At 74.7% G+C, this 22,053-nt stretch carries 19 protein-coding genes and 1 pseudogene; 4 read left to right on the top strand and 16 right to left on the bottom strand.

Annotated elements, in window-relative coordinates; all coding sequences use genetic code 11:
* Positions 1-7 precede the first annotated feature (7 nt).
* Positions 8-895 carry an ABC transporter ATP-binding protein gene (locus ACLFMI_RS01630; RefSeq protein ID WP_410945882.1) on the top strand — a complete coding sequence of 296 codons (888 nt, stop codon included), beginning with the start codon at positions 8-10 and terminating at the stop codon, positions 893-895.
* Positions 895-2,085 carry an ABC transporter permease gene (locus tag ACLFMI_RS01625; RefSeq protein WP_410945881.1) on the top strand — a complete coding sequence of 397 codons (1,191 nt, stop codon included), beginning with the start codon at positions 895-897 and terminating at the stop codon, positions 2,083-2,085. The genes ACLFMI_RS01630 and ACLFMI_RS01625 overlap by 1 nt, the downstream gene beginning before the upstream one ends.
* Positions 2,086-2,142: 57 nt before the next feature.
* Here the strand turns inward: ACLFMI_RS01625 and ACLFMI_RS01620 are convergent, their stop codons facing one another.
* From ACLFMI_RS01620 to ACLFMI_RS01595, 6 genes are all read right to left on the bottom strand, one after another.
* Entirely contained in the window at positions 2,143-3,228 is a 1,086-nt protein-coding gene (locus ACLFMI_RS01620) for a M24 family metallopeptidase (RefSeq protein ID WP_410945880.1), read from the bottom strand.
* Positions 3,229-3,254: 26 nt separating this feature from the next.
* Positions 3,255-3,542 (bottom strand): hypothetical protein, encoded by a 288-nt coding sequence (locus ACLFMI_RS01615; protein ID WP_410945879.1) that lies wholly within the window; start codon positions 3,540-3,542, stop codon positions 3,255-3,257.
* Between the two features lie 27 nt (positions 3,543-3,569).
* Entirely contained in the window at positions 3,570-5,237 is a 1,668-nt protein-coding gene (locus ACLFMI_RS01610; RefSeq protein ID WP_410945878.1) for a sodium:solute symporter family protein, read from the bottom strand.
* A 143-nt stretch (positions 5,238-5,380) separates the two neighbouring features.
* The gene (locus ACLFMI_RS01605) at positions 5,381-6,427 is read right to left on the bottom strand and encodes a LacI family DNA-binding transcriptional regulator (protein WP_410945877.1); all 1,047 of its coding nucleotides are present in this window, start codon (positions 6,425-6,427) and stop codon (positions 5,381-5,383) included.
* Positions 6,428-6,464: 37 nt separating this feature from the next.
* Entirely contained in the window at positions 6,465-7,343 is an 879-nt protein-coding gene (locus ACLFMI_RS01600; RefSeq protein ID WP_410945876.1) for an SMP-30/gluconolactonase/LRE family protein, read from the bottom strand.
* On the bottom strand, positions 7,340-8,347 hold the full coding sequence (locus ACLFMI_RS01595; RefSeq protein ID WP_410945875.1) for a zinc-dependent alcohol dehydrogenase: 1,008 nt from the start codon (positions 8,345-8,347) through the stop codon (positions 7,340-7,342). Before ACLFMI_RS01595 ends, ACLFMI_RS01600 begins: the two co-directional genes overlap by 4 nt.
* A gap of 180 nt (positions 8,348-8,527) precedes the next feature.
* On the opposite strand from ACLFMI_RS01595, the gene ACLFMI_RS01590 reads away from it, so the two are divergent.
* Positions 8,528-9,241, top strand: coding sequence for an MBL fold metallo-hydrolase (locus ACLFMI_RS01590; RefSeq protein WP_410945874.1), 714 nt, complete (start codon positions 8,528-8,530; stop codon positions 9,239-9,241).
* Here ACLFMI_RS01590 and ACLFMI_RS01585 read toward each other — a convergent pair.
* The 5 genes from ACLFMI_RS01585 to ACLFMI_RS01565 are packed head-to-tail and all read right to left on the bottom strand — an operon-like array spanning position 9,196 to position 14,001.
* Positions 9,196-10,146: a YihY/virulence factor BrkB family protein gene (locus tag ACLFMI_RS01585; protein ID WP_410945873.1), complete on the bottom strand. Its 951-nt coding sequence runs from the start codon at positions 10,144-10,146 to the stop codon at positions 9,196-9,198. The two genes, ACLFMI_RS01590 and ACLFMI_RS01585, sit on opposite strands and share 46 nt — an antisense overlap.
* Positions 10,147-10,201: 55 nt before the next feature.
* Positions 10,202-11,296 carry a 3-dehydroquinate synthase gene (gene aroB, locus ACLFMI_RS01580; protein WP_410945872.1) on the bottom strand — a complete coding sequence of 365 codons (1,095 nt, stop codon included), beginning with the start codon at positions 11,294-11,296 and terminating at the stop codon, positions 10,202-10,204.
* Entirely contained in the window at positions 11,293-11,994 is a 702-nt protein-coding gene (locus ACLFMI_RS01575; protein ID WP_410945871.1) for a shikimate kinase, read from the bottom strand. Before ACLFMI_RS01575 ends, aroB begins: the two co-directional genes overlap by 4 nt.
* Positions 11,991-13,196 (bottom strand): chorismate synthase, encoded by a 1,206-nt coding sequence (gene aroC, locus ACLFMI_RS01570; RefSeq protein ID WP_410945942.1) that lies wholly within the window; start codon positions 13,194-13,196, stop codon positions 11,991-11,993. The genes ACLFMI_RS01575 and aroC overlap by 4 nt, the downstream gene beginning before the upstream one ends.
* A gap of 37 nt (positions 13,197-13,233) precedes the next feature.
* Entirely contained in the window at positions 13,234-14,001 is a 768-nt protein-coding gene (locus tag ACLFMI_RS01565) for a prepilin peptidase (protein ID WP_410945870.1), read from the bottom strand.
* 194 nt (positions 14,002-14,195) lie between these two features.
* Between ACLFMI_RS01565 and ACLFMI_RS01560 the strand changes: the two genes are divergently transcribed.
* Positions 14,196-15,068, top strand: a complete 873-nt coding sequence (locus tag ACLFMI_RS01560; protein WP_410945869.1) for a spermidine synthase — start codon at positions 14,196-14,198, stop codon at positions 15,066-15,068.
* Between the two features lie 15 nt (positions 15,069-15,083).
* On the opposite strand, the gene ACLFMI_RS01555 is transcribed toward ACLFMI_RS01560, so the two are convergent.
* The 5 genes and pseudogenes from ACLFMI_RS01555 to shbA form a co-directional block, all read right to left on the bottom strand.
* A complete protein-coding gene (locus ACLFMI_RS01555) occupies positions 15,084-16,133 on the bottom strand; it encodes a 2,3-butanediol dehydrogenase (RefSeq protein ID WP_410945868.1) in 1,050 nt (349 codons plus the stop codon).
* An 89-nt stretch (positions 16,134-16,222) separates the two neighbouring features.
* Positions 16,223-17,365, bottom strand: coding sequence for an endolytic transglycosylase MltG (locus ACLFMI_RS01550; RefSeq protein WP_410945867.1), 1,143 nt, complete (start codon positions 17,363-17,365; stop codon positions 16,223-16,225).
* Positions 17,366-17,587: 222 nt separating this feature from the next.
* Positions 17,588-18,016 carry a Holliday junction resolvase RuvX gene (gene ruvX / locus ACLFMI_RS01545; RefSeq protein ID WP_410945866.1) on the bottom strand — a complete coding sequence of 143 codons (429 nt, stop codon included), beginning with the start codon at positions 18,014-18,016 and terminating at the stop codon, positions 17,588-17,590.
* A 13-nt stretch (positions 18,017-18,029) separates the two neighbouring features.
* Complete coding sequence (alaS, locus tag ACLFMI_RS01540; RefSeq protein ID WP_410945865.1) at positions 18,030-20,690, bottom strand: alanine--tRNA ligase; 2,661 nt, start codon at positions 20,688-20,690, stop codon at positions 18,030-18,032.
* Between the two features lie 566 nt (positions 20,691-21,256).
* Positions 21,257-21,793: pseudogene (gene shbA / locus ACLFMI_RS01535) on the bottom strand (RNA polymerase sigma factor ShbA); the annotation flags it as partial.
* Positions 21,794-22,053 lie beyond the last annotated feature (260 nt).

Genomic DNA, 22,053 nt, shown 5'->3' with positions numbered 1-22,053 from the left:
CCCAACCATGACACTCGAGATCGACTCGCTGGCCAAGCGGTACGGCACGGCCGTGGCGCTGCACGACGTCTCCTTCGACGTCCGGCCCGGCGAGATCTTCGGCTTCGTCGGCTCCAACGGCGCCGGCAAGACCACCACCATGCGGATCGCACTCGGCGTGCTGGCCGCCGACGCCGGCGAGGTCCGGCTCGGCGGCCGTCCGGTCGACCTGGACGTCCGCGCCACGATCGGCTACATGCCCGAGGAACGCGGGCTCTACCCGAAGATGAAGATCGGCGAGCAGCTGAGCTACCTGGCCGAGCTGCACGGCGTCAGGCGGGCGGACGCCCGCTGCGCCGCCGCCCGCTGGGCCGAACGCCTCGGTATCGGGTCCCGGCTCGCGAGCACGGTCGACGCCCTGAGCCTGGGCAACCAGCAGCGGGTCCAGCTGGCGGCCGCGCTGGTCCACGACCCGGCCGTGCTCGTGCTCGACGAGCCGTTCTCCGGGCTCGACCCGGTCGCGGTCGACGTGATGAGCGAGGTCCTGCGGGAGAAGGCCCGGGCCGGCGTGCCGGTGCTGTTCTCCAGCCACCAGCTCGACCTCGTCCAGCGGCTGTGCGACCGGGTCGGGATCATCGTGGCCGGCCGGATGCGGACCGTCGGGACGGTCGGCGAGGTCCGCGGCACCGGCGGCGTCCGGCTCGAGGTGCACGCCCCCGCCGCCCCGCCCGGCTGGGCCGACGGGTTGCCCGGCGTGCGGGTCGTCGAGGCCGGTGGGGGCCGCACGACCCTGCTGCTCGAGGACCGCACCGACGACCAGGACGTGCTCGCCGCCGCCCTCGCGACCGGTCCGGTGCACGGGTTCACCCGGCGCACCCCGTCCCTCACCGATCTCTACCGCGAGGTGGTCTCCTGATGGCGCTCCCCGCCCCGCGGGCCGTCGCGCTCGTCGCCCGGCGCGAGTTCCGCGCCCAGGTCGTCAAGAAGAGCTTCGTGATCAGCAATGCGATCGTGCTGCTGGTGATCGCCGGCGGGATCGTGGCGTTCTCGGTCTTCGGCGGCGCCGGTGCCGACGACCGCCCGTCCGTCGGCGTGGCCGGTGACCCGCCGCTCGCGGCCGCGGTCACCGGGGCCGGGGACCGGCTCGGCCTGCCGGTCGAGGTCCGGCCGATCGACTCGGCCGACGCCGGCCGGGATGGCGTGGCGGCCGGAGACCTGGACGTCGCCGTGCTCCCGGCGGCCGACGGCGCCGTCGCGATCGTCGACGAGGAGGTGCCGGCCGAGGTCCGCACGGTCCTCGACGCCGCCCTGGAACGGCAGGCCCGTGACACCGCGCTGACCGGGCTCGGCGTCGCCCCGGACACCCTGGACCGCAGCACCGCGCCCGCCGTCCTCACCGTCGACGCGCTGGACCCGCCCGACCCGGAGGCCGGGCAGCGGACGGCGCTGAGCCTCGTCGCGCTGTTCCTGCTGTTCGGTCAGATCCTCGGGTTCGGCACCTACGTCGCCATGGGGGTCGTCGAGGAGAAGTCCAGCCGGGTCGTCGAGCTGCTGCTGTCCACGATCCGGCCTCTGCACCTGCTGTGGGGCAAGGTTCTGGGCATCGGCGCGGTCGGGTTGCTGCAGCTGACCCTCTACGGCGTCGTCGGGCTCGCGGCGGGCATCGGGACCGGGGTCCTGACCCTCACCGGCACCGCCGTCGGGGTGTTCGCGAGCGTGCTCGGCTGGTTCGTGCTCGGCTTCCTGTTCTACGCCGTGTTGTACGCGGCGGCGGGTTCGATGGTCTCCCGGCAGGAGGACATCAACTCCACCACCGGACCGCTGATGCTGAGCCTGTTCCTGCTCTACGGCGCCGCCTTCTACTACGTCGGGTCGCCGGACGCGCCGCCGGCGACCGTGCTGTCCTGGATCCCGCCGTTCTCGGCGATCCTGATGCCGCTGCGGATCGCCGACGGTTCGGCGACCGTGCTCCAGATCGTCGCGACGGTGCTGTTCATGCTGCTCGCCGTGGTCGCCCTGGCCTGGGTGAGCGCGCGGATCTACCACCGCTCGGTGCTGCGGCTCGGCTCGGCCGTCCCCTGGCGCGAGGCCCTGGGCCGGCACTGATCCACTCCCGCTCCCACGCCACGCCTCCGCATCAGGGCTCCACGACGCGGGGGTGGGTCAGAGTTCGACCAGGGTGCGCGGGAGGGAGGTGAGGGGGATCGCGGGGGCGCCGGGGACGACGTGCAGGGTGTCCTCGATCCGGACGCCGCCGCGGCCCTCCAGGTAGACGCCGGGCTCGACCGTCACCACCTGACCGGCGGCGATCGACCCGGTGCCCGACCTCGACAGCCACGGCGGCTCGTGCACCGCCAGCCCGACGCCGTGCCCGAGACCGTGCGGGAACTCCTCGGCGTGCCCGGCGGCGGCGATCACGTCCCGGGCCGCGGCGTCGACGCAGGCCACGGTCGCGCCGTCGGCCAGCGCGGCCCGGCCCGCCGCGGCGGCCCGGTCGACCAGCGCGTGCAGCTCCCGCTGCCAGTCCGCGGCCCGGCCCAGGCAGAACGTCCGGGTGGTGTCCGAGTGGTAACCGTCCAGCTCCGCCCCGAAGTCGATCTTCACGAGGTCGCCGGGGCGCAGCTCGGTGCCGGTCGGCCGGTGATGCGGGACGGCCGAGTGCGGACCGGCCGCGACGATCGTCTCGAACGCCGGCCCTGCCGCGCCGAGCCGGCGCATCCGGTCCTCCAGGTCCGCGGCCACCTCCCGCTCGGTGCGCCCGGGCGCCAGCCCGCCGGCGTCGAGCAGGCCGGTCAGGGCGGTGTCGGCGAGCTCGCAGGCGGCGCGCAGGACCGCCACCTCGGCATCGTCCTTGATCGCCCGCAGCTGCCCGACCAGGCCGGGGGCCCGGCGCAGCCGCCGCCCGGGGACGGCGTCGCGGACCGCGGCCAGGCCGTCCACGGTGAGCGTCGCGGAGTCGTAGCCCAGCGTCCGGCCGGCGGCGACGGTCACGGCCGCGGCCGGCGCGCTCGGCCGGTCGACCACGACGCGCAGGCCGGGGCACTCCCGCGCGGCCTGGATCCGGTACCGCCCGTCGGTGCACAGCAGGTCGTCGCCGGGGTCGGCGGCGACCACGGCGGCGGCGTTCGAGCCCATGAAGCCGGTCAGGTAGCGGACGTCGAGCAGGTCGGTGACCAGTACCGCGTCCAGACCGGCGGTGGTCAGCAGGGCGCGCAGGGCGTCGCGGCGCCGGGCGTGCGGGCAGGACATGCGCGTGACCGTAGTCGGCGGCGGCCCTAGGGCGCGGGGTCACCGGCCGTGGTCAACGGCCGCAGCCACAGCCACAGCCAGAACAGCGCGGCGACCACCAGCATCCCGGCACCGGTCCAGAGATTGATGTTGATGCCCTGCGACTTCACCAGCCCGGCCGGGTTGGGCGAGATCCCGGCCGCGCCCACGAGTATCCCGTACGCGGTGAACACCGCGGCGATCACGGCCCGGATGTCGAACACGCGGCTCCGGCGACCGCCGGCGGTGGCGGGGTCGGTGCCGTGGGCGGGGGTGGTCCGGTCGATGTCGCTCACGGGTCTCCTCCTCGGACGCGGGGCCGGTCAGACGGTGAAGGGCAGGTAGCAGACGACCGCGAGCACGATTGCCGACCAGCCCAGCAGCGCGGGGCGCCGATACCAGGCGTCGTCGCCTGCGGCGACCTCCCCGCGGTCGGCGACGGCGGCGCGGGTGTAGACCAGCCCGTCGAGCTCGGCGTCGGTCTTGGGCCGGGTGGCCAGCGAGACGGGGGCCGCGACCCCGGTCCCCACCACGAACGCGATGATCGCAGCGATCATGTTGGTGCCCTGATCGGAACCCGGGTCGATCCACCCGGCGCGGTAGGACAGGTAGAACAGCACCGGGGCGACCGTGCCGGCGAGCAGGCCCCAGAACCCGGCGGGTGCGGTCATCCGCTTCCAGAACAGCGCCAGGATGAACACCGCGAACAGCGGCACGTTGAAGAATGAGAACAGCGTCTGCAGGTAGTTCATGATGTTGCTGAACCCGGCGGCGATGAACGCCGTCCCCATCCCCGCGACGACGCCGACGACGGTGACGACGCGCCCCGTGCGCAGGTAGTGCGCGTCCGGCATGTTCGGCTTGAGGTAGGCCTGCCAGACGTCGTTGGTGAAGACCGTGTTGAAGCTGGAGACGTTGGCCGCCATGCCGGCCATGAACGACGCCATCAGGCCGGTGACGGCCAGGCCGAGCACCCCGTTGGGCAAGAGGTCGCGCATGAGCAGCGGGATCGCGTCGTTGTAGGTGTAGGCGGCGCCCTCGCCGCCCATCCCGGGCTCGATGACCACCGCGATGATCCCGGGCAGCACGACGATCGCCGGGATCACCATCTTCGGGAACGCCGCGATCAGCGGCGTCCGCTTGGCCGCGGACAGGTTCTTCGCCGACAGCGACCGCTGCACCTCGGCGAAGTTCGTCGTCCAGTAGCCGAACGACACCGCGAAGCCCAGGCCGAGCACGATCGTCAGCCAGTTCGCGCCGAGCGGGTTCTCACTCCCGATCCCGGTGCCGTTCCAGGCGGTGAGGAAGTCGGGCCCGAGCGTCTCGGTGACCCGCGCAGTCAGCCCGTCGATGCCACCGACCCGGACCAGGCCGAGCACGGTCAGCGGCACGAGCGCGGCGATGATCACGAAGAACTGCAGCACCTCGTTGTAGATGGCCGAGGTCAGCCCGCCGATCACGATGTAGACCAGCACGAACGCCCCGGCCAGCACGATCGACAGCGGCAGCGGCCAGCCGATCAGCGCGCGCAGCACGATCGCCAACGCGAACAGGTTCACCCCGGCGATGAGGATCGAGGCGATCGAGAACAGCAGCGCGCTCAGCAGGTGCGACGACGGCCCGAACCGCCGCAGCAGGAACTCCGGGACGCTGCGCACCTTCGAGTTGTAGTAGAAGGGCATCATCACCAGGCCGAGGAAGACCATGGCCGGGATCGCGCCGATCAGGTACCAGTGCACCGTGTAGGCGCCGTACTGCGCGCCGTTGGCCGCCATGCCGAGGATCTCGATCGCGCCCAGGTTCGCCGAGACGAAGGCCAGGCCCGTCACCCACGCCGGCAGCGACCGCCCGGACAGAAAGAAGTCCAGGCTGGTCCGCACGCTCCGGCGGGCGGCCACCGCGATCCCGACCACGACCACGAAGTAGATCGCCAGGATCGACCCGTCCAGCCAGTTCAGCGACAGCCGCAGACCGTCGTCCGACACGTCCATGTGTCCTCCCGATCGGGTGGCAGCAACGCGATGTTAACGCTAACGCATCTGGCTGGGAGGGCGACAGTCCCGCGCCGTCCGGGAGCGCTGGGATCGATGACAGCAGTCCTGCGGGCACGACCGGGCGCGCGGGGCGGGGCGGCTCAGCGGGCGGGCCGCGGGGCGACGCTGTCCCGCGGCACCAGCACCGGCGAGACCCGGCGGTGTGCGCCGGGTCCCTCCGTCGGGACTGCGCGGCCCTCGCCGGCGCCGTCACCGACGTCGCGCACGAGCAGGTCGAGCGCCTCGCAGGCCACTGCCTCGAAGTCGGGACGCACGGTGGTCAGCGGCGGCACGAGGTGCGCCGAGGTCGGGATGTCGTCGAACCCGACGAGGCTGATCTCCTCCGGCACCCGGCGTCCCAGGTCGTGCAGGGCGTGCAGCAGGCCGGTCGCGAGCGCGTCGTTGGCGGTGAACACGGCTGTCACCTCGGGCATGCGGCCGAGGAACTGCCCGGCCCGGTACCCGGCATCCGGGCTCCAGTCGGCCGGGACGACCGGGGGGACGTCGGCGCCCGCGGCGCGCAGGGCGGCCCGCCAACCCTCGGCGCGTCCGGCGGCATCGAACCAGTGCTCTGGGCCGGCCACGTGCCACACCGTCGGGTGCCCGGCCTCGAGCAGGTGCTCGGTCGCCAGCCGCCCGCCCTCGAGCTGGTCCACCGTCGCCAGAGGACACGGGCGGGCCGGGTCGCCGTCTACGGTCACCAGCGGGACGTCGCCGGGCATCGCGTCGAGCGCCTCGGCCACCCCGACGACCGGGGCGATCACGACGATGCCGGAGACTTGGGCGTCGAGCAGCCGGCCGACCGCCGCGCCGACCGAGGGACCGTCGAGATCACGCACCCGGACGACGCTCACGCCGAACCCCGCCGCGACCGCCTGCTCCTCGAACGCGGCGAGCAGCGACACCGGACCGAACAGCGTCGACTGCGGGGCGACGATCCCGATCACCCGGTCCCGGCCGGTGACCAGGGTGCGGGCGGCCCGGTTCGGCCGGTAGCCGAGCTCGTCGACCGCCGACCGGACGCGGCTGCGGGTGGCCGCGCGGACGTTCGGGTGGTCGTTGAGCACCCGCGAGACGGTCTGATGCGAGACACCGGCGAGCCTTGCGACGTCGAACATGGAGGGGCCCCGGGCCGTCCTGCCCACCATGCGCGATCCCCCCGTCGTCACCCGCCCGAACGTCCGGTCAGGGCCGGCCCGCGAACTCCGCCACCGGCAGCCCCCGGGTGCCCGGGCGCACGGCGAACAGGGCCCCGGCCGGCGGCCGGTCCGCACCCGCCGGCCCCTGCATCGACGTCGTCACGTACAGCGTGCCGAGGTCCGGCCCGCCGAACGTGCACGCCGTCACCTGCGACACCGGAAGCTCCACGACGGCGTCCAACATGCCGTCGGGACGATAGCGGCGCACCGCCCCGCCGCCCCACAGGGCCACCCATATGCCACCGTCCTGGTCCACGGTGATGCCGTCCGGCGCCCCCGCCGACGGCGGAATCTCGATCACGGGGCGGCGGCGGTGCAGGCCGTCCGCACCCGCGGCGGAGTCGTGGTCGAACACGTCGACCCGGCCGGTCGGGGTGTCCACGTAGTACACCCGGGTGCCGTCCGGGCAGAACGCGAACCCGTTGGAGATCGTGACGCCGCGCAGCGCCGGCCGAGCGACGAGGTCGGTGCCGAGCCGGTACAGGGTGCCCGCGCCGGGGCGCTCGTCGTAGGCCATCGAGCCGCACCAAAACGCACCGGAAGGGTCGCAGCCGCCGTCGTTCATCCGGACGTCCGGGTCCTGCCATAGCGGGCCGAGGTCACGCTGCAGGTGCCCGTCCACGTCGAGCAGGGCGAACCCGCGCTCGGTCGCGAGCACCAGCCCGCCGTCGCGCCGCGGGCGGAAGGCGGCCGCGACGTCCGCGACGTGGCGGCGCACGGTCGTCCCGTCCGGGGGGAGCTCCAGCATGTCACCGGCGAGCATGTCGACCCACCGGACACCGGCGAAGGACGGGTGCCAGACCGGCCCCTCGCCGTGCGTGGCGGCCGGGCCGGTCACCGGCGCCGCGCGAAGGTTACGGGTCACGGGCGAAGCAACACCTTGCCGTCGGGGACGGCCGCGTCCGGCGCGAGCGCCGTGCCGGCGTCGTCGAGTAGAAGCTCGTCGCTGATCAGGGGTTCCGGGCGCAGCCGGCCGTCGCCGAGCGCGGCCACCGCGTCGGACCAGGCCCGGGAGGGGGCCCCGAAGACGGTTCGCACCGTCACCGCACGGGCGACCAGCTCGGCCGGCGACAGTGCGACGTCCGCTCCGCCGTTGAGCCCGGTCAGCACGACGCGACCGCCCCGGCGCAGGAGCGAGATCGCCGCCCGCCCGGTGCCGTAGGTGCCGGCGCACTCGATCACCGCGTCGAACGTGCCGCGGTACCGGTCGGCCTGGTCGGGACTCAGCACCCCGCTCGCGCCGCAGGCCGCAGCGACCGGCCGCGGTCGCGGATCGACGACGAGCAGCTCGGACGGTGTGTGGGCCGCCGCCAGCTGCACGGCCAGCAGCCCGAGGGTGCCGCCGCCGACGACCGCGACCCGCTCGCCGGGCGACAGCCTGGCCACGCGCACCGCATCGGCGACACAGGCGGCCGGCTCGACGAGTGCCGCGGCTCGCAGGTCGGCGTCGTCGGGCAGCGGGTGCAGCAGCCGGGCGGGCAGGCGCAGCAGGTCGGCGCAGGCGCCCGGGCGGGTGAAGCCGGTCTCGTCGTAGCCGGACAGGCAGAGGTTGGTGTCGCCGCGCCGGCAGGCGGTGCATCGCCCGCAGTACCGGAAGCCCTCACCGACCACCTTGCGACCGAGCAGCCGCGGGTCGGCCTCCGGCCCGAGGTCGACGACTGTGCCGGACCACTCGTGGCCCGGGACGACCGGGTACCGGACATAACCCGGGGCACGGGTCCCGGCCACCAGCTCGCGATCGGACCCGCAGATCCCGGCGTAGGCGACCCGGACCAGCGCCTCGTCGTGTCCCGGTGCGCCGAACGGCGCACCGGTGACGATCCGGATCTCGCCCGGGCGCTCGACGAGCAGCGACCTGGATTCGTTCACGGGCTCGAACACTCGCGGACGTCCCGGAGGCCGCTCGGATCCAGCACGCTCCACCATCTCGTCGTCGACACCGGGTGCACCGCCGGAGAGGGGCGGTCGTTCACTGCATTGTGAGCGCTCACAATACGCTGTCAAGCCCGGCCTGCGCACGGTGTGCACGCGGGGCCCTAGGATCGACGCATGGGCCTGTACTTCCGTCAGATGCTCTCCGGGCAGGACTACGCCACCGGAGACCCCGTGGCCACCCAGATGGTCAACTTCTCGTACCTGATCGGGGACTCGGGGACCGGGGAGGCGGTCGTCGTCGACCCGGCCTACTCCCCCGACGAGCTGCTGGCCGCGCTCGACGCCGACGGCATGCGGCTGACCGGCGTGCTCGCCACCCACCACCACCCGGACCACGTCGGCGGCTCGATGATGGGCTTCGACCTGGTCGGGCTGGCCGACCTGCTCGGGAAGCACCCGGTGCCGGTGCACGTGCAGCGGACCGAGGCCGAGTACGTCACGAAGGTGACCGGGCTGTCGGCGACCGACCTCACCCCGCACGACCACGACGACGTCGTGGAGGTCGGGTCGCTGCGGATCCGGCTGCTGCACACCCCGGGCCACACCCCCGGCAGCCAGTGCTTCCTGCTCCAGGACCCGGACGGCGACAAGCTGGTCGCCGGGGACACGCTGTTCCTGCAGGGCTGTGGGCGCACCGACTTCCCGGGTGGCGACTCGGCGCAGATGTACCACTCGCTGCAGCAGCTGGCCTCGCTCAAGGGCGACCCGACGGTCTACCCGGGGCACCGCTACTCGGACGCCCCCAGCGCCCCGCTGGCCGAGGTGCAGAAGACGAACATGGTCTACCGGGCCACCTCGGCCGAGCAGTTCGTCGCCGCGTTCGGCTGATCCGGCCCGTCGGTCCCGTCGGTGGCGATCCACGCCGCCAGCACGATGATGATGCGCGACACCACGAACAGGAAGAACAGCGTCGCGAGGACGGTGCCGAAGGCCGCACCACCCGCGGTGTCCGACACCGCGCCGACGGTCAGCGCGGTGCCCACCTTCAGCAGCTCCAGCGCGATCGCTCCGGCGGCGGCCGGGCGCAGCACCCGGCGCAGCGGCACCGGGGTGCGGGGTAGCCGGGACAGCACGAAGCACAGCACCAACCAGTCGACCAGTACCACCACGACGGCGCCCAGGACACGCAGCGCGATCCGGCCACCGAGCGCGTCGCGCAGGCCGAGCAGTTCCAGGCTGACACCGGCGAGCCCGGTAGCCGCGACGGTCACCGCCAGGGACCCCAGCACGGCCGCACCCAGCACGCCGAGCGCCCACAGATCCCGGAGGAAGCGCCGCGGCGAGGTCATCTTCTGCGGTGCGAGCCGGAACTGCGCGGACAACGCCTCGCGCAGGTAGGCGGTCCAGGTGGCGCCGGCCCAGAGCACGCCGACCGCCCCGATCCCGATCAGCGAGCCACCCTGCTCGGCCGCCGTCTCCACCACCGGCGCGACGACCGCCTTGAGACCGGTCGGCAGCACCGCCGCGACGGCGAGGGCCAGGTCGTCCTCCGAGGTGGGGCGCCAGAACACCAGGAGCCCGAGCCCGGCGAAGATCGCCATCAGCAGCGGTACCGCCGCGATCACGGTGTAGAACGCGACCGCCGCCGACAGGTGGTTGCCCCGCTCCAGCCGGTAACGCTCGGCCGCCCGGCGGATGCGCGCGAGCCGGGGCCGGTCGTCGGGCAGCCGACGCAGCCGCCCCACCATCCCGGCGACGCCGCCCGCGGCAGGGTCCCGGATCTCGTCACCCACGTCGGCCATCCTTCCCGACGAGCCGGCGGGAGGCGCTGCGGTGCCCCGCCGCGGCTCAGCAGGTGATCGCGGCGTAGGCGGCCCGCAACAGGTCCGGGGCGGGCCCCTCCAGGCGGCCGGGCTTCGCCAGGCCGTCCAGCACGACGAACCGCAGTGTCCCGGCGCGGGACTTCTTGTCCCCGCGCATGGTCGCGGTGAGCTCGTCGAGGACGCCCGGCTCGTACGACGTCGGCAGCCCCACCAGCCCCAGCACCTCGCGGTGCAGGTCGGCGGTCGCGTCGTCGAGCCGGCCGGCGGCGCGCGCCAGCTCGGCGGCGAACACCAGGCCGACCGAGACGGCATTGCCGTGCCGCCAGCGGTAGTCCTCGCGGCGCTCGATCGCGTGGCCGAGCGTGTGCCCGTAGTTGAGGATCTCGCGCAGGTGCGACTCGCGCAGGTCCGCCCCGACGACGTCGGCCTTCACCCGGATCGCGCGCTCCACCAGCTCGGCGAGCACCGGACCGGCCGGGTCCAGCGCGGCGTCGGGGTCGGCCCGTACCCGGTCCAGGATCACCGGGTCGGCGATGAACCCGGCCTTCCAGACCTCCGCCGAGCCGGCGCGCAGTTCCTCCCGCGGCAGCGTCCGCAGCGTGTCCAGGTCCACCAGCACCGCGGACGGCTCGTGGAACGCCCCGACCAGGTTCTTCCCTGCCGCGGTGTTGATCCCGGCCTTGCCCCCGACCGCGGCGTCGACCATCGCCAGCAGCGTGGTCGGCACGTGCACCGCGGCGATCCCGCGCATCCAGGTCGCCGCGACGAACCCGGCGAGATCGGTGACCGCGCCCCCGCCCAGCCCGACGACGGCGTCGGCGCGGGTCAGGCCGGCGTCGGCGCAGGCCTGCCAGCACTCGGCGAGCGACCCGAGCGACTTGCCGCCCTCGGCGTCCGGGACCTGGTGTGTGAACGCGCTCAGGCCGGCGGCCGCGAGCTCGGCGCGGGCGGCGTCGGCCCGCTCGGCCAGCGTCGGCGGGTGCAGCAGCAGGACCCGCCCGGCACCGATGCCGGCGACGGTCTCCGCGAGCCGGGCCGCGACACCGGGACCGACCAGCACCGGGTACGGCCGCTCGGCGGCGACCTCGACCGTCGTACCGGTCGCCCCGTGCCCCGTCACCGGGCCTCCACCTCGTGTTCGGACGGCTGGGGGTCGTTCCCCTCGGCACCGGCGGGGGCGCCGAAGCCGGGGGCCGGCAGCGCCGCGTCGGACCGGGTGGTCGGCCGGTCGTGCGGGTCGTCGGCGTCGGCCGCGGCGTCCGGGACCTCGTCCGGCCCGAGACCGAGCGCGGCCAGCACCTGCGCGACGACCTGGTTCGGGCTCCGGCGCGCGGTCGTGACCTGCACCGACGCGACCTCGGCGTAGAGCGGGGCCCGGTCCGCGAGCAGCGCCCGGAACGTCGCCCGCGGGTTCACCCCGGCCAGCAGCGGGCGGGCGGTCGACATCCCGGTGCGCCGCATCCCGTCGGCCAGGTCGACGTCGAGCGCGATCACCCGGTGCTCGCCCAGCAGCTCCCGGGTCTCGGCGGCCAGCACCGCGCCGCCGCCCAGCGCGAGCACGCCGTGCCCGGCGTGCAGCTGTTCGGCCACGACCTGCCGTTCCAGGGCCCGGAACGCGGCCTCGCCCTCCTGCACGAACATCTCGGAGATCGGCTTGCCGATCCGCTCGACGATCATGGCGTCGGTGTCGGCGAAGGCCAGGCCCAGCCGGTTCGCGAGCAGGGTGCCGATCGTCGTCTTCCCGGAGCCGGGCGGGCCGACCAGCACCAGGTACGGACGGCCGTCCTGGTCCGGGCCGGGGTTCTCCGGGGCGCTCACCGCTCGCCCCCGGCCAGGTAGCCCGCGACGTTGCGCCGGGTCTCGGCGACCGAGTCCCCGCCCAACTTCTCCAGCGCGGCCTGGGCGAGCACCAGCGCGACCATCGTCTCCACGACGACGCCGGCCCGCGGCACCGCGCACGCGTCCGAGCGCTGGTGGATCGCGGTGGCCTCCTCGCCGGTGCCGGTGTCGATCGTGCGCAGCGCCCGCGGCACGGTCGAGATCGGCTTCATCGCGACCCGCACCCGCACCGGCTCGCCGTTGGTCATGCCGCCCTCGACGCCACCGGCCCGGTTGGACAGCCGGGTCACCGGCACGGTGCCGGCCGGGCCCTCGTGCGGGCCGCCGGCCGGGACCATCTCGTCGTGCGCGACGCTGCCGCGGCGGTGCGCGGTGCGGAACCCGTCACCGATCTCGACACCCTTCATGGCCTGGATCCCCATCAGCGCCGACGCCAGCCGGGCGTCGAGGCGGCGGTCGGCCTGCACGTAGGACCCGACGCCGACCGGCATCCCGTAGGCGATCACCTCGAGCACCCCGCCCAGGGTGTCGCCCGCCTCGTGTGCGGCGTCGATCTCGGCGGCCATCCGGGCGCCGGTCCTCTCGGTGAACGCGCGCACCGGGTTCGCGTCGATCCGCTCCAGGTCGCCGGGTCCGGGCAGCGGCTCGTCGTCCGGGGCGTCGACGGCGCCGATCCCGACGACGTGCGACACCACCGTCACCCCGAGCGCCTGTTCCAGGAACGCCTTGGCCACGGTGCCCAGGACCACCCGGGCCGCGGTCTCGCGGGCGCTGGCCCGCTCCAGCACCGGGCGGGCCTCGTCGAACCCGTACTTGGTCATCCCGGCCAGGTCGGCGTGCCCGGGACGGGGCCGGGTCAGCGGGGCGTTGCGAGCGCGGTTCGCGATCAGCTCCGGGTCCACCGGGTCGGCGGCCATCACCGTCTCCCACTTGGGCCACTCGGTGTTGCCGATCCGCACGGCCACCGGCCCGCCCTGGGTGACCCCGTGCCGGACGCCGCCGATCACCTCGAGCTCGTCGGCCTCGAACGCCATCCGCGGGCTGCGGCCGTAGCCGAGCTTGCGGCGGGCCAGCTCGGCCTGCAGCTCCTTCGTGGTGATCCCGACTCCGGCGACCATGCCCTCCAGCACACCCACCAGGGCCGGGCCGTGGGACTCCCCGGCGGTGATCCATCGCAGCACGGCGTCCATCCTCTCACCTGCATCTCCGCGGTCCCGCTCAGCCCGCGGCCGTGGCGGCTGGTCCGACCGGTCCGACGTGCCCCGCCGGTCCCGCGGTCCCGGTCGCGGTCTCCGGCACGGCCCCGGCCCCGGCTCCGGCTCCGGCTCCGGCTCCGGCTCCGGCTCCGGCTCCGGCTCCGGCCACCGTCACGGACACGGCGAGCAGCGCGGCCGCCAAGAGGACCGGGCCGTGCGGTAGCCGGGCACCCCACCCGGTCCACCCGGCCCCGACCACCAGTCCCGCCACCCCGGCACCCAGCACCGTCGCGGCCCCCACGCCGAGGAGCAACACCGGCCACCCCGCGCCGGCCAGCGCGGCCCCGACCGGCAGCGCCAGCTTGACGTCCCCGGCGCCGAGCCCGCGTGGCGTGACCAGGTGCACCGTCGCGTACGCCCCGGCGAGCAGCAGCGCGCCCCCGGCGCCGCGCAGCACCGCCGCGCCGCCGGCCGGAGCCAGCGCGAGCAACACCATGGGGAGCGCGGGCAGGGTGAGCGCGTCCGGCAGCCGGCGCCGGAGCAGGTCGGTGACCGACCCGGCCACCGCCAGCCAGGACAGCACCCCGAGCAGCGGCACCGCCCGGACCGGGAGCACCCCCACCGCGCTCGCCGCGGCCCCGGCGCCCCACAGCAGCCCCAGCGCCAGCTCACACCAGGGCGGGCCGACCGCGGCACCCCGGCGCAGCCGGGTGAGCAGCCACCGGGTCGGCACCCCGGCGAGGGCACCGGCCGCGCCACCGGCGGCCGTCGCGAGCAGGATCGTCGTCACGGAACCAGCCTGACCCGGATCCGCCCGGTTGCACCCACGAGCTGCCGGCCTGTGGACAACTCGGGCACCGGCGTTCGGTGATCACCGTTCCGGTACCGATCGGTGCCGGTGACGGCACCGATCGGTACCCGGACCGCGATCAAGCCCGGGCAGGCGCTGCAGCGGGGCCTCGGGACCCGGGCAGGATGGGGCGCATGGGAACCGGTGCCCCGCGCGGAGAGCGGCAGGCGCCGGCGGTCGTCCGGGCACAGGTCGACCACGGGTTCGCGGAGCTGGTCGCCGACCCGGACCGGCCGCAGTCCTGGACGCTGCTGCTCGACGGGACCGCCCAGTCGCACGTCGACCTGGCCGATCCCGAGCACCTGGAGTTCGAGTACGTGCGGCGGATCGCGCACGTCGCGGACCGGATCGCGGCGCCGGCGGCACCGCTGCGGGTGCTGCACCTGGGCGGCGGGGCGTGGACGCTGGCCCGCTACCTGGCGGCGACCCGCCCCGGGTCGGCACAGACGGTCGTCGAGCTGGACGCGGCGCTGGCCGAGCTGGTCGCGCACCGGCTGCCCGGACCGGACGGGGGCGACGGGGTGGCGCTGGTCGTCGCGGAGGCCCGCGCGAGCCTGGAGCGGTTCCCCGGCGGCGGCTTCGACCTGGTGGTGCTGGACGTGTTCGCCGGCGCCCGGACCCCGGCGCAGGTGACCACGGCCGAGTTCGTCGCCGCGGTGCGCCGGGTGCTCGCCCCCGGCGGGACCTACGTGGCGAACCTCGGCGACGGCGCGCCGTGGCCGTTCCTGCCCGGCCAGGTCGCCACGCTCGGCGCCGCGTTCACCGGGCTGGCGCTGATCGCCTCGCCGGAGGTGCTGCGCGGGCGCCGGTTCGGCAACCTCGTGCTGGCCGGCTCGGACGCCGGGCTGCCGGTCCCCGAACTGGTCCGCCGGGCCGCGGCCGACCCGTTCCCGGCCCGGGTGCTCGACGACGACGCCACCCGCGCGCTCGCAGACGGCGCCGCCGTCGTCACGGACGGGTCCGCGGTCCCGTCACCGAGGCCCCCGGCCGGCTTCTGGGGGCAGTGACGGCGGCGCCTGCGGTCAGGCCGTCGGGTCGACCAGCACCTTCATCTTCCGGCCCGCGTACAGCGCCTCGAACCCCTCCGCAACGACGTCACCCAGCGCGATCCTCTCCGTCCAGCCGGTGGTGTCGTAGTGCCCCCGCGCCATCATCGCGATCACCGCGGCGTAGTCCTCGTGCGTGTAGCAGAGCGAGCCCTGGATCCGGGACTCCCCCATCACCAGGTTGATCAGCGGCGTCTCGATCGGGGTCTCGTAGATCGCGACGCTGACCATCGGCTTTCCGGAGCCGACGCTCGCCAGCGCCGTCTGCACGGCGGGCCGCACCCCGGCCGCGTCGTAGACGGCGTCGGCACCGCGCCCGTCGGTGAGGTCGGCGACGGCCGCCGGGACGTCCACCGCCCCCGGGTCGAGGGTGGCGGCACCGAGCCGCTCGACGGCGGCCCGCCGGGTCGCGGACGGCTCGACCACCCGCACCTGCTCCAGCCCCAACCCCCGCAGCGCGAACCACAGTCCGATCCCGATCGGTCCGGCGCCGAACACCACCGCCGTCGAGTCCGGCGTGACCGCCCCGAGCTTCGCCGCGTGGTAGGCCACCGACATCGGCTCCACCAGCGCGCCCAGCTCCAGCGACACGTCGTCCGGAAGCGTGTGCAGCATGCGCTGCGGAACGACGGTGGTCTCGGCCATGCCGCCGTCGGACATCAGGCCGTGGAAGCCGATCTGCGCGCACACGTTGTAGCGGCCCTCGGTGCAGCGCGAGCACGTCCCGCAGTAGTACAGCGGCATCACGGCGACCCGGTCGCCCACCACGTGCCCGTCCACGCCCGGCCCGATCTCGACGATCGTGCCGGAGAACTCGTGCCCCAGCGTCACCGGCAGCTCTCGGCCGGTCAGCGGGTGCTTCTCGCCGTTCGGGATGAAGATCGGTCCGGCGAAGTACTCGTGCAGGTCGGTGCCGCAGATGCCGTTGACCCCGACCCGCAGCCGGACCTCCCCGTGCCCGACCGGTGGTTCCGGGACGTCGGTGATGGCCAGGTCCTCGCGCCCCCGGTAGACGACCGCTCGCATGGTCCGCTCCCTCGCGTGGACGATGACGAGGGTTCCGGTGTACCAACCCGCGGGACCGAGCGGGAGGGTCGGCGCAGGATTGCGGGGCCTCAGAAGGCGCCGGCGGCCTGCGCCCGGGCGACGTTGCCCTGATGCTCGGGGTAGGTGACCGCGAAACACGACGCACCCTCGGTGGTGCAGCGGACGAAGAACAGCCACGGCCCGGGCTCCGGGGCCTCGGCGGCGGCCAGCGCCCCGTTCGACACCGAGCTGACCGGCGTCGGCGGCAGCCCGGTGTTCAGGTAGGTGTTGTACGGCCCGGGGGCCCGGCGGGCCTCCGCGGTCGTCCGCAACGCCTGCACGTCCAGCGGGTAGTTGACGGTCGAGTCGAGTTCCAGGCGCTGGTCCTGCTGCAGCCGGTTCTCGATCACCCGGGCCACCCGTGGCATGTCCTGCGGGACGGCCTCCTTCTCCACCAGCGACGCGAGGACCAGCGTCCGGTAGGCGCCGTCGCCGGAGAGCCCGGCGGCCGCCAGCCGCTCCGACGACGTCTCCAGCACGTCGCGCAGGACCTCGGTCGCGGAACCGTTCGGGTCGATGTCGTACGGGCCGGGGGCGACCAGGCCCTCCAGCCGCCGTTCCGGGGCGGCGGCCCGGAAACCCTCGTGCGCCCACTCCGGCACCCCGATCTCGGCGGGGTCGGCGCCGGCCATCGTCGAACGCAGCTCGTCGACGCCGGTGCAGCGCAGCTCGCCGGTGTCCCGGCCCAGGCAGGTGGCCTCGGAGATCTGGCTGAGCACGCCGGGTGCGACCGAGCCGTCCGGAGCCCGGGTGTCGTCGAGCTGCACCCCGCCGCGGACGTCCATGAACCCGACCCGGCGGTCCGGGTCCACCATCGCCTCGGCGGCCGACGCGCCGGACATCCCTTCCCGCAGCTCGTAGAAGCCCGGCTGCACCCGGGAGATGCCGTCCTCGTCGGCGGCGGCGTTCACGAACGCCCCCCGGGACGCGACGACGCCGCTGTCGACCAGGGTCTGGGCGATCGCGCTGGTCGAGTCGCCCTGCTGCACCCGGATCACGACCGAACCGGTGCCGTCGCCGGGGAAGTCCTCCGGGCCGAGCAGCAGCACCGCGGCCGCCACGAGCATGGCCCCGGCCAGCAACGCCGTGCCGAGCAGGACCAACCGGCGTCGCCGGTGCCGGTCGGACGGCGGGCGGGTGCGGACGGGCAGGGCGGTCACCGGTGCACTCACGTCCGGTCCCGGTTCCGGGACCGTCGGGTCGTCACGAACTCGCCGGCGCCGGTCACGCGGTCGAGGGTAACGGCCGTGCGACGCGCGCGCGGGACGCCGGGGCCCCGGCCGATCATGCCGTTGCGTGCGGTATGGGCGCTCCGGCACGGGCCGGGCGGCCGACGCTCGGACTCCACGGCGGTGCTGTCTGCGCCGCTCAGCGGGCGGTGCTGTCTGCGCCGCTCAGCGGGCGGTGTCGAGCCAGCCCTGCAGGATCGCCACCGCCGCCTGCTGGTCGACGACAGCGCGTTGTCGGCGTCCCTTCACACCCCTGCCGGACAGCTGCCGGGTGGCGACGACGGTCGTCATCCGCTCGTCGGTGAGCTGCACCGGGACCTCCAGCCCGGCCCGCAGCGCCTCGGCGAACTCCCGCGCGGAGACGGCCGCCGGGCCGTCCTCGCCGCGCAGGTTCCGCGGCAGGCCGAGCACCACGCCGACGACGTCGTGCTCGGCCACCAGCTCCGCGATCCGCCGCACGTCGGCGCCGTTCGCGGCATCCCGCGGGACCGTCTCCACCGGGGTGGCGAGGATCCCGTCCGGGTCGCACATCGCGACCCCGACCCGGACGGCGCCCACGTCGATCCCGAGCCGCCGCCCCCGGGTCCAGGTCACGGGGTGGGCGGGCTCAGGCACGGATCGCGGTGCGCAGCTTCTGGATCGCGGCGTCGACCCCGGACGGGTCGGTGCCGCCGCCCTGGGCGAGGTCCGGCTTGCCGCCGCCGCGCCCGCCGACGGCCGGCGCGAACTCGGGGATCAGCTTCCCGGCGGCCAGGCCGTTGTCCCGGGCCGCGGCGGTGGTGGCGACGACGAACGACACCTTCCCGTCCGCGACGGCGAACAGCGCGACCACGCCCGGCCGGTTCCCGAGCTTGCCGCGGACGTCGGCCGCCAGGGTCCGCAGGTCGTTGCCGGACACCCCGTCCGGGGCGGTGACCGCGACCAGCGCCGTACCGTCCAGGTCCTCGGCCTGCCCGGCCAGCGAGCCCGCGGAGGCCAGCACGGCCTCGGCCCGGTGCTTCTCCAGGTCCCGCTCGGCGGTGCGCAGCCGCTCCACCAGGCCGCCGATCCGGTCGGGCAGGTCCTCCGGGCGCGCCTTGAGCTGGTCGGCGAGCTGGTTGACCAGCAGGTGCTCGGTGGTGGCGTGCTGGAAGGCGTCCAGTCCGACGAGGGCCTCGACCCGGCGGACGCCGGAGCCGATGGAGGCCTCGGACAGCACCCGGACCATGCCGAGCTCGCCGGTGCGGCGCACGTGCGTGCCGCCGCACAGCTCCCGCGAGTAGTCGCCCATGTCGACCACCCGGACCCGGTCGCCGTACTTCTCGCCGAACAGCATCATGGCGCCGAGCTTGCGCGCCTCGTCCATGCTCGTCTCGTAGGTCTGGATCTCCCGGTCGGACTGCAGGACCGAGTTGACCTCCTCCTCGATCTCGACCAGGGCGGCCGGGTCGACGGCGCCGGTGGGCGAGGTGAAGTCGAACCGCAGCCGGCCCGGGGCGTTCAGCGACCCGGCCTGCGCGGCGGAGCTGCCCAGCGCCCCGCGGACGCCTGCGTGCACCAGGTGGGTGGCGGTGTGCGCGCGCGAGACCGCGGCCCGGCGGGCCGGGTCGACCTCGGCGACGATCTCGGCGTCCAGGGTGACGGTCCCGGCGGTGACCACGCCGCGGTGCACCCGCAGCCCGGCCACCGGGGACTGGACGTCGTCCACCCGGACCTCGAACGACCCGCCCCGCAGCACGCCGGTGTCGGCCTGCTGGCCACCGGCCTCGGCGTAGAACGGGGTCCGGTCGAGCAGCACCTCGATCTGCTCGCCCTGCTCGGCGGCGGGGACGGTGGCCCCGTCGCGCAGCAGCCCGACGACCCGGGCCTCCGAACTCAGTGACTGGTAGCCGAGGAAGTCGGTGGCCCCGTGGGTGTCCAGCACGGCCCGGTAGACCGAGGCGTCGACGAAGCCGACCTTGCGCCCGGCGGCGTCGGCCTTGGCGCGGGCGCGCTGGGAGTCCATCAGGGCGGTGAACCGCTCCCGGTCGACGGCCAGCCCGGCCTCCGCGGCCATCTCCAGGGTGAGGTCGATCGGGAAGCCGTAGGTGTCGTGCAGTTGGAACGCCTGGTCGCCGGGCAGCGTCGTCCGGCCCTGCTCGCGGGCCTCGGTGACGGCCCCGGCGAAGATCTTCTCGCCGGCCGTCAGGGTGGCCCGGAAGGTGTCCTCCTCGGCCTGGATGACGGCCGCGATCCGCTCGAAGTCGGAGGCCAGCTCCGGGTAGGTGGGCGACATGGCGTCCCGGACGACCGCCGCGAACTCGGCCAGGCACGGCCCTGTGACGCCGAGCAGCCGGGCCGACCGCACGATCCGGCGCAGCAGCCGGCGCAGCACGTAGCCGCGGCCCTCGTTGCCGGGGGTGACGCCGTCTCCGACGATCATGACCGAGGACCGGGCGTGGTCGGCGATGACGCGGAACCGGACGTCGTCCTCGGCGTCCACCCCGTAGCGCTTGCCGGAGAGCTCCTCTGCCTTGGCGATCACCGGGCGGACCAGGTCGGTCTCGTAGATGTTGTGGACGTCCTGCAGCAGGAAGGCGACCCGCTCCACACCCATGCCGGTGTCGATGTTCTTGTGCGGCAGGGTCCCGACCGGCGGATGCCCCTTCTTCGGGGACAGCTCGCCGCGCTCGTCCTGCATGAAGACGAGGTTCCAGATCTCCAGGTAGCGGTCCTCGTCGGCCTCCGGCCCGCCGTCGGCGCCGAACTCCGGGCCGCGGTCGAAGTAGATCTCCGAGCAGGGGCCGCCGGGACCGGGCACGCCCATGTCCCAGTAGTTGTCGTCGCCGCCGCGGCGCTGGATCCGCCCCTCGGGAAGCCCGGCGATCTCCTTCCACAGCCCGATGGCCTCGTCGTCGTCGTGGAAGACGGTGACCCAGATCCGCTCCGGGTCGAAGCCGTAGCCGCCGGCGTCCTGGCTGTTCGTGATCAGCGTCCAGGCGAACTCGATCGCGCCGCGCTTGAAGTAGTCGCCGAACGAGAAGTTCCCGGCCATCTGGAAGAACGTCGTGTGCCGGGTGGTCTTGCCGACCTCGTCGATGTCCGGGGTCCGCACGCACTTCTGGATCGAGGTGGCGCGCGGGTACGGCGCCGGGACGTCGCCCAGGAAGTACGGCTTGAACTGGACCATGCCCGCGTTGACGAACAGCAGCTGCGGATCCTCGAGGATCAGCGACGCGCTCGGCACGGGCGTGTGCCCGGCGTTCTCGAAGTGGGCGGTGAAGCGGCGGACGATCTCGTGGGTCTGCACCGGGGGTCTCTCGTGACGGGTACGGCGACGGCGCCTGCGACGACGAGGTCGCCGGCGCCGGACACCGTACGGCGGGCGGGCGCGGGGCGCCGGGGAGGATCCGGGGACACCCGGTCCACTCACCCCGGCTCCGCGGAGATCGCCGTCCAGGTTACTCCCCGTGCGCGAGGCGGTTTCCGCCGGTCACCGGGCCTGTGACGGACCGCCCCCGGAACGGGGGACGGCCGGTGGCCGGCGCGCGCCCGAGTGCACCGGCCACCGGCCGCGTGCGGCCCGCACCGTGCGGGTCCGGACCGGGGGGTCGACCGGTTCCCGCACCTGGCAGGCCGCTGTCCGGGACGGTCTGTCCGCGAGGGTCAGACCGCCACGGGCAGTGCGATCGGTTCCTCCTCCGGGAGCCGGGGCGCGGGCAGAACCGGCTGCGGGGCGGAGGCCGGCTGCGGGGCGGAGGCCGGCTGCGGGGCGGAGGCCGGCTGCGGGGCGGGGGCCGCGGCCCGGGACCGGCGGGCCACCGCCACGACCCGCGGGGACGGGCTCGCGGCCGCACGCCGGGCCGCACGCTCGTCGAGCTCGCGACGCAGCCGCTGCAGCGCACGGTGCTGGGCGACCCGGACCGCGCCGGGGGTGGAGTCGAGGGCGGCGGCCGTCTCCTCGGCGGTCAGCCCGACGGCCACCCGCAGGGTGAGGATCTCGACCTGGCGCGGGCCCAAGACGTTCAGCAGGTCAGTGAGGCGCTCGCTGCGCTCGGCGTCGAGCACGACCTGCTCGGGATCGTCGTCCCGGCTGATCCGCTCGGGCAGCTCCTCGACGGCGTCGCAGCGGTTGCGCGACATCGCACGGAACGCGTCGGCGATCTTGTGCCGGGCGATACCGAAGACGAACGCCCGGAACGACATCCCGGACAGCCGGTAGTCGGGCAGCACCGAGAGGACGGCCATGCAGACGTCCTGGGCGACGTCGTCGGCAGAGCCGAGGGTGGTCTCCCGACGGCCGAGCCGGGCCCGGCAGAACCGCTCGACCTGCGGCTGGACCTTGGACAGCAGCAGCGCGACCGCGTGCGGGTCGCCGGCGACGGCCTGCGCCAGCAGCTCCGGCGGCAGCAGGTCGACGACCGGCGCGTGGTCCGTGGCCTCGGCCGGAACCCTGGCGGGGCGCTCCCCGGTCTCGGTGATGCCGTCGGGGTCGGCCGCCTCGCGAACCTGATACATCTGACCAGCGCTCCTCCGGTGCGGCCGTGACCGCACCCCGATCTGCCCGTCTGCACCGGCGCGCCCGCCCGTCGTGGTCCGGCCGGTGGCCTGCTCGCTGTCCGGTGCCGGGTGGTGGGAAGGCTCCGACTGGACCACCCGGCCCGCCCCCGGCC

The sequence above is a fragment of the Pseudonocardia nantongensis genome, from assembly GCF_046546495.1.
Taxonomy (GTDB): domain Bacteria; phylum Actinomycetota; class Actinomycetes; order Mycobacteriales; family Pseudonocardiaceae; genus Pseudonocardia; species Pseudonocardia nantongensis.
The sequence above is the reverse complement of the archived record's forward strand: the minus strand, read 5'-3'. Positions and strand labels throughout refer to the sequence as shown.

Coding starts and splice junctions, on each gene's coding strand:
- ACLFMI_RS01560 (WP_410945869.1), top strand. CDS start 14,196: ATGGGAACCGGTGCCCCGCGCGGAGAGCGGCAGGCGCCGGCGGTCGTC.
- ACLFMI_RS01610 (WP_410945878.1), bottom strand. CDS start 5,237: ATGGACGTGTCGGACGACGGTCTGCGGCTGTCGCTGAACTGGCTGGAC.
- ACLFMI_RS01625 (WP_410945881.1), top strand. CDS start 895: ATGGCGCTCCCCGCCCCGCGGGCCGTCGCGCTCGTCGCCCGGCGCGAG.
- ACLFMI_RS01590 (WP_410945874.1), top strand. CDS start 8,528: ATGGGCCTGTACTTCCGTCAGATGCTCTCCGGGCAGGACTACGCCACC.
- ACLFMI_RS01630 (WP_410945882.1), top strand. CDS start 8: ATGACACTCGAGATCGACTCGCTGGCCAAGCGGTACGGCACGGCCGTG.
- ACLFMI_RS01605 (WP_410945877.1), bottom strand. CDS start 6,427: ATGGTGGGCAGGACGGCCCGGGGCCCCTCCATGTTCGACGTCGCAAGG.
- ACLFMI_RS01555 (WP_410945868.1), bottom strand. CDS start 16,133: ATGCGAGCGGTCGTCTACCGGGGGCGCGAGGACCTGGCCATCACCGAC.
- ACLFMI_RS01620 (WP_410945880.1), bottom strand. CDS start 3,228: ATGTCCTGCCCGCACGCCCGGCGCCGCGACGCCCTGCGCGCCCTGCTG.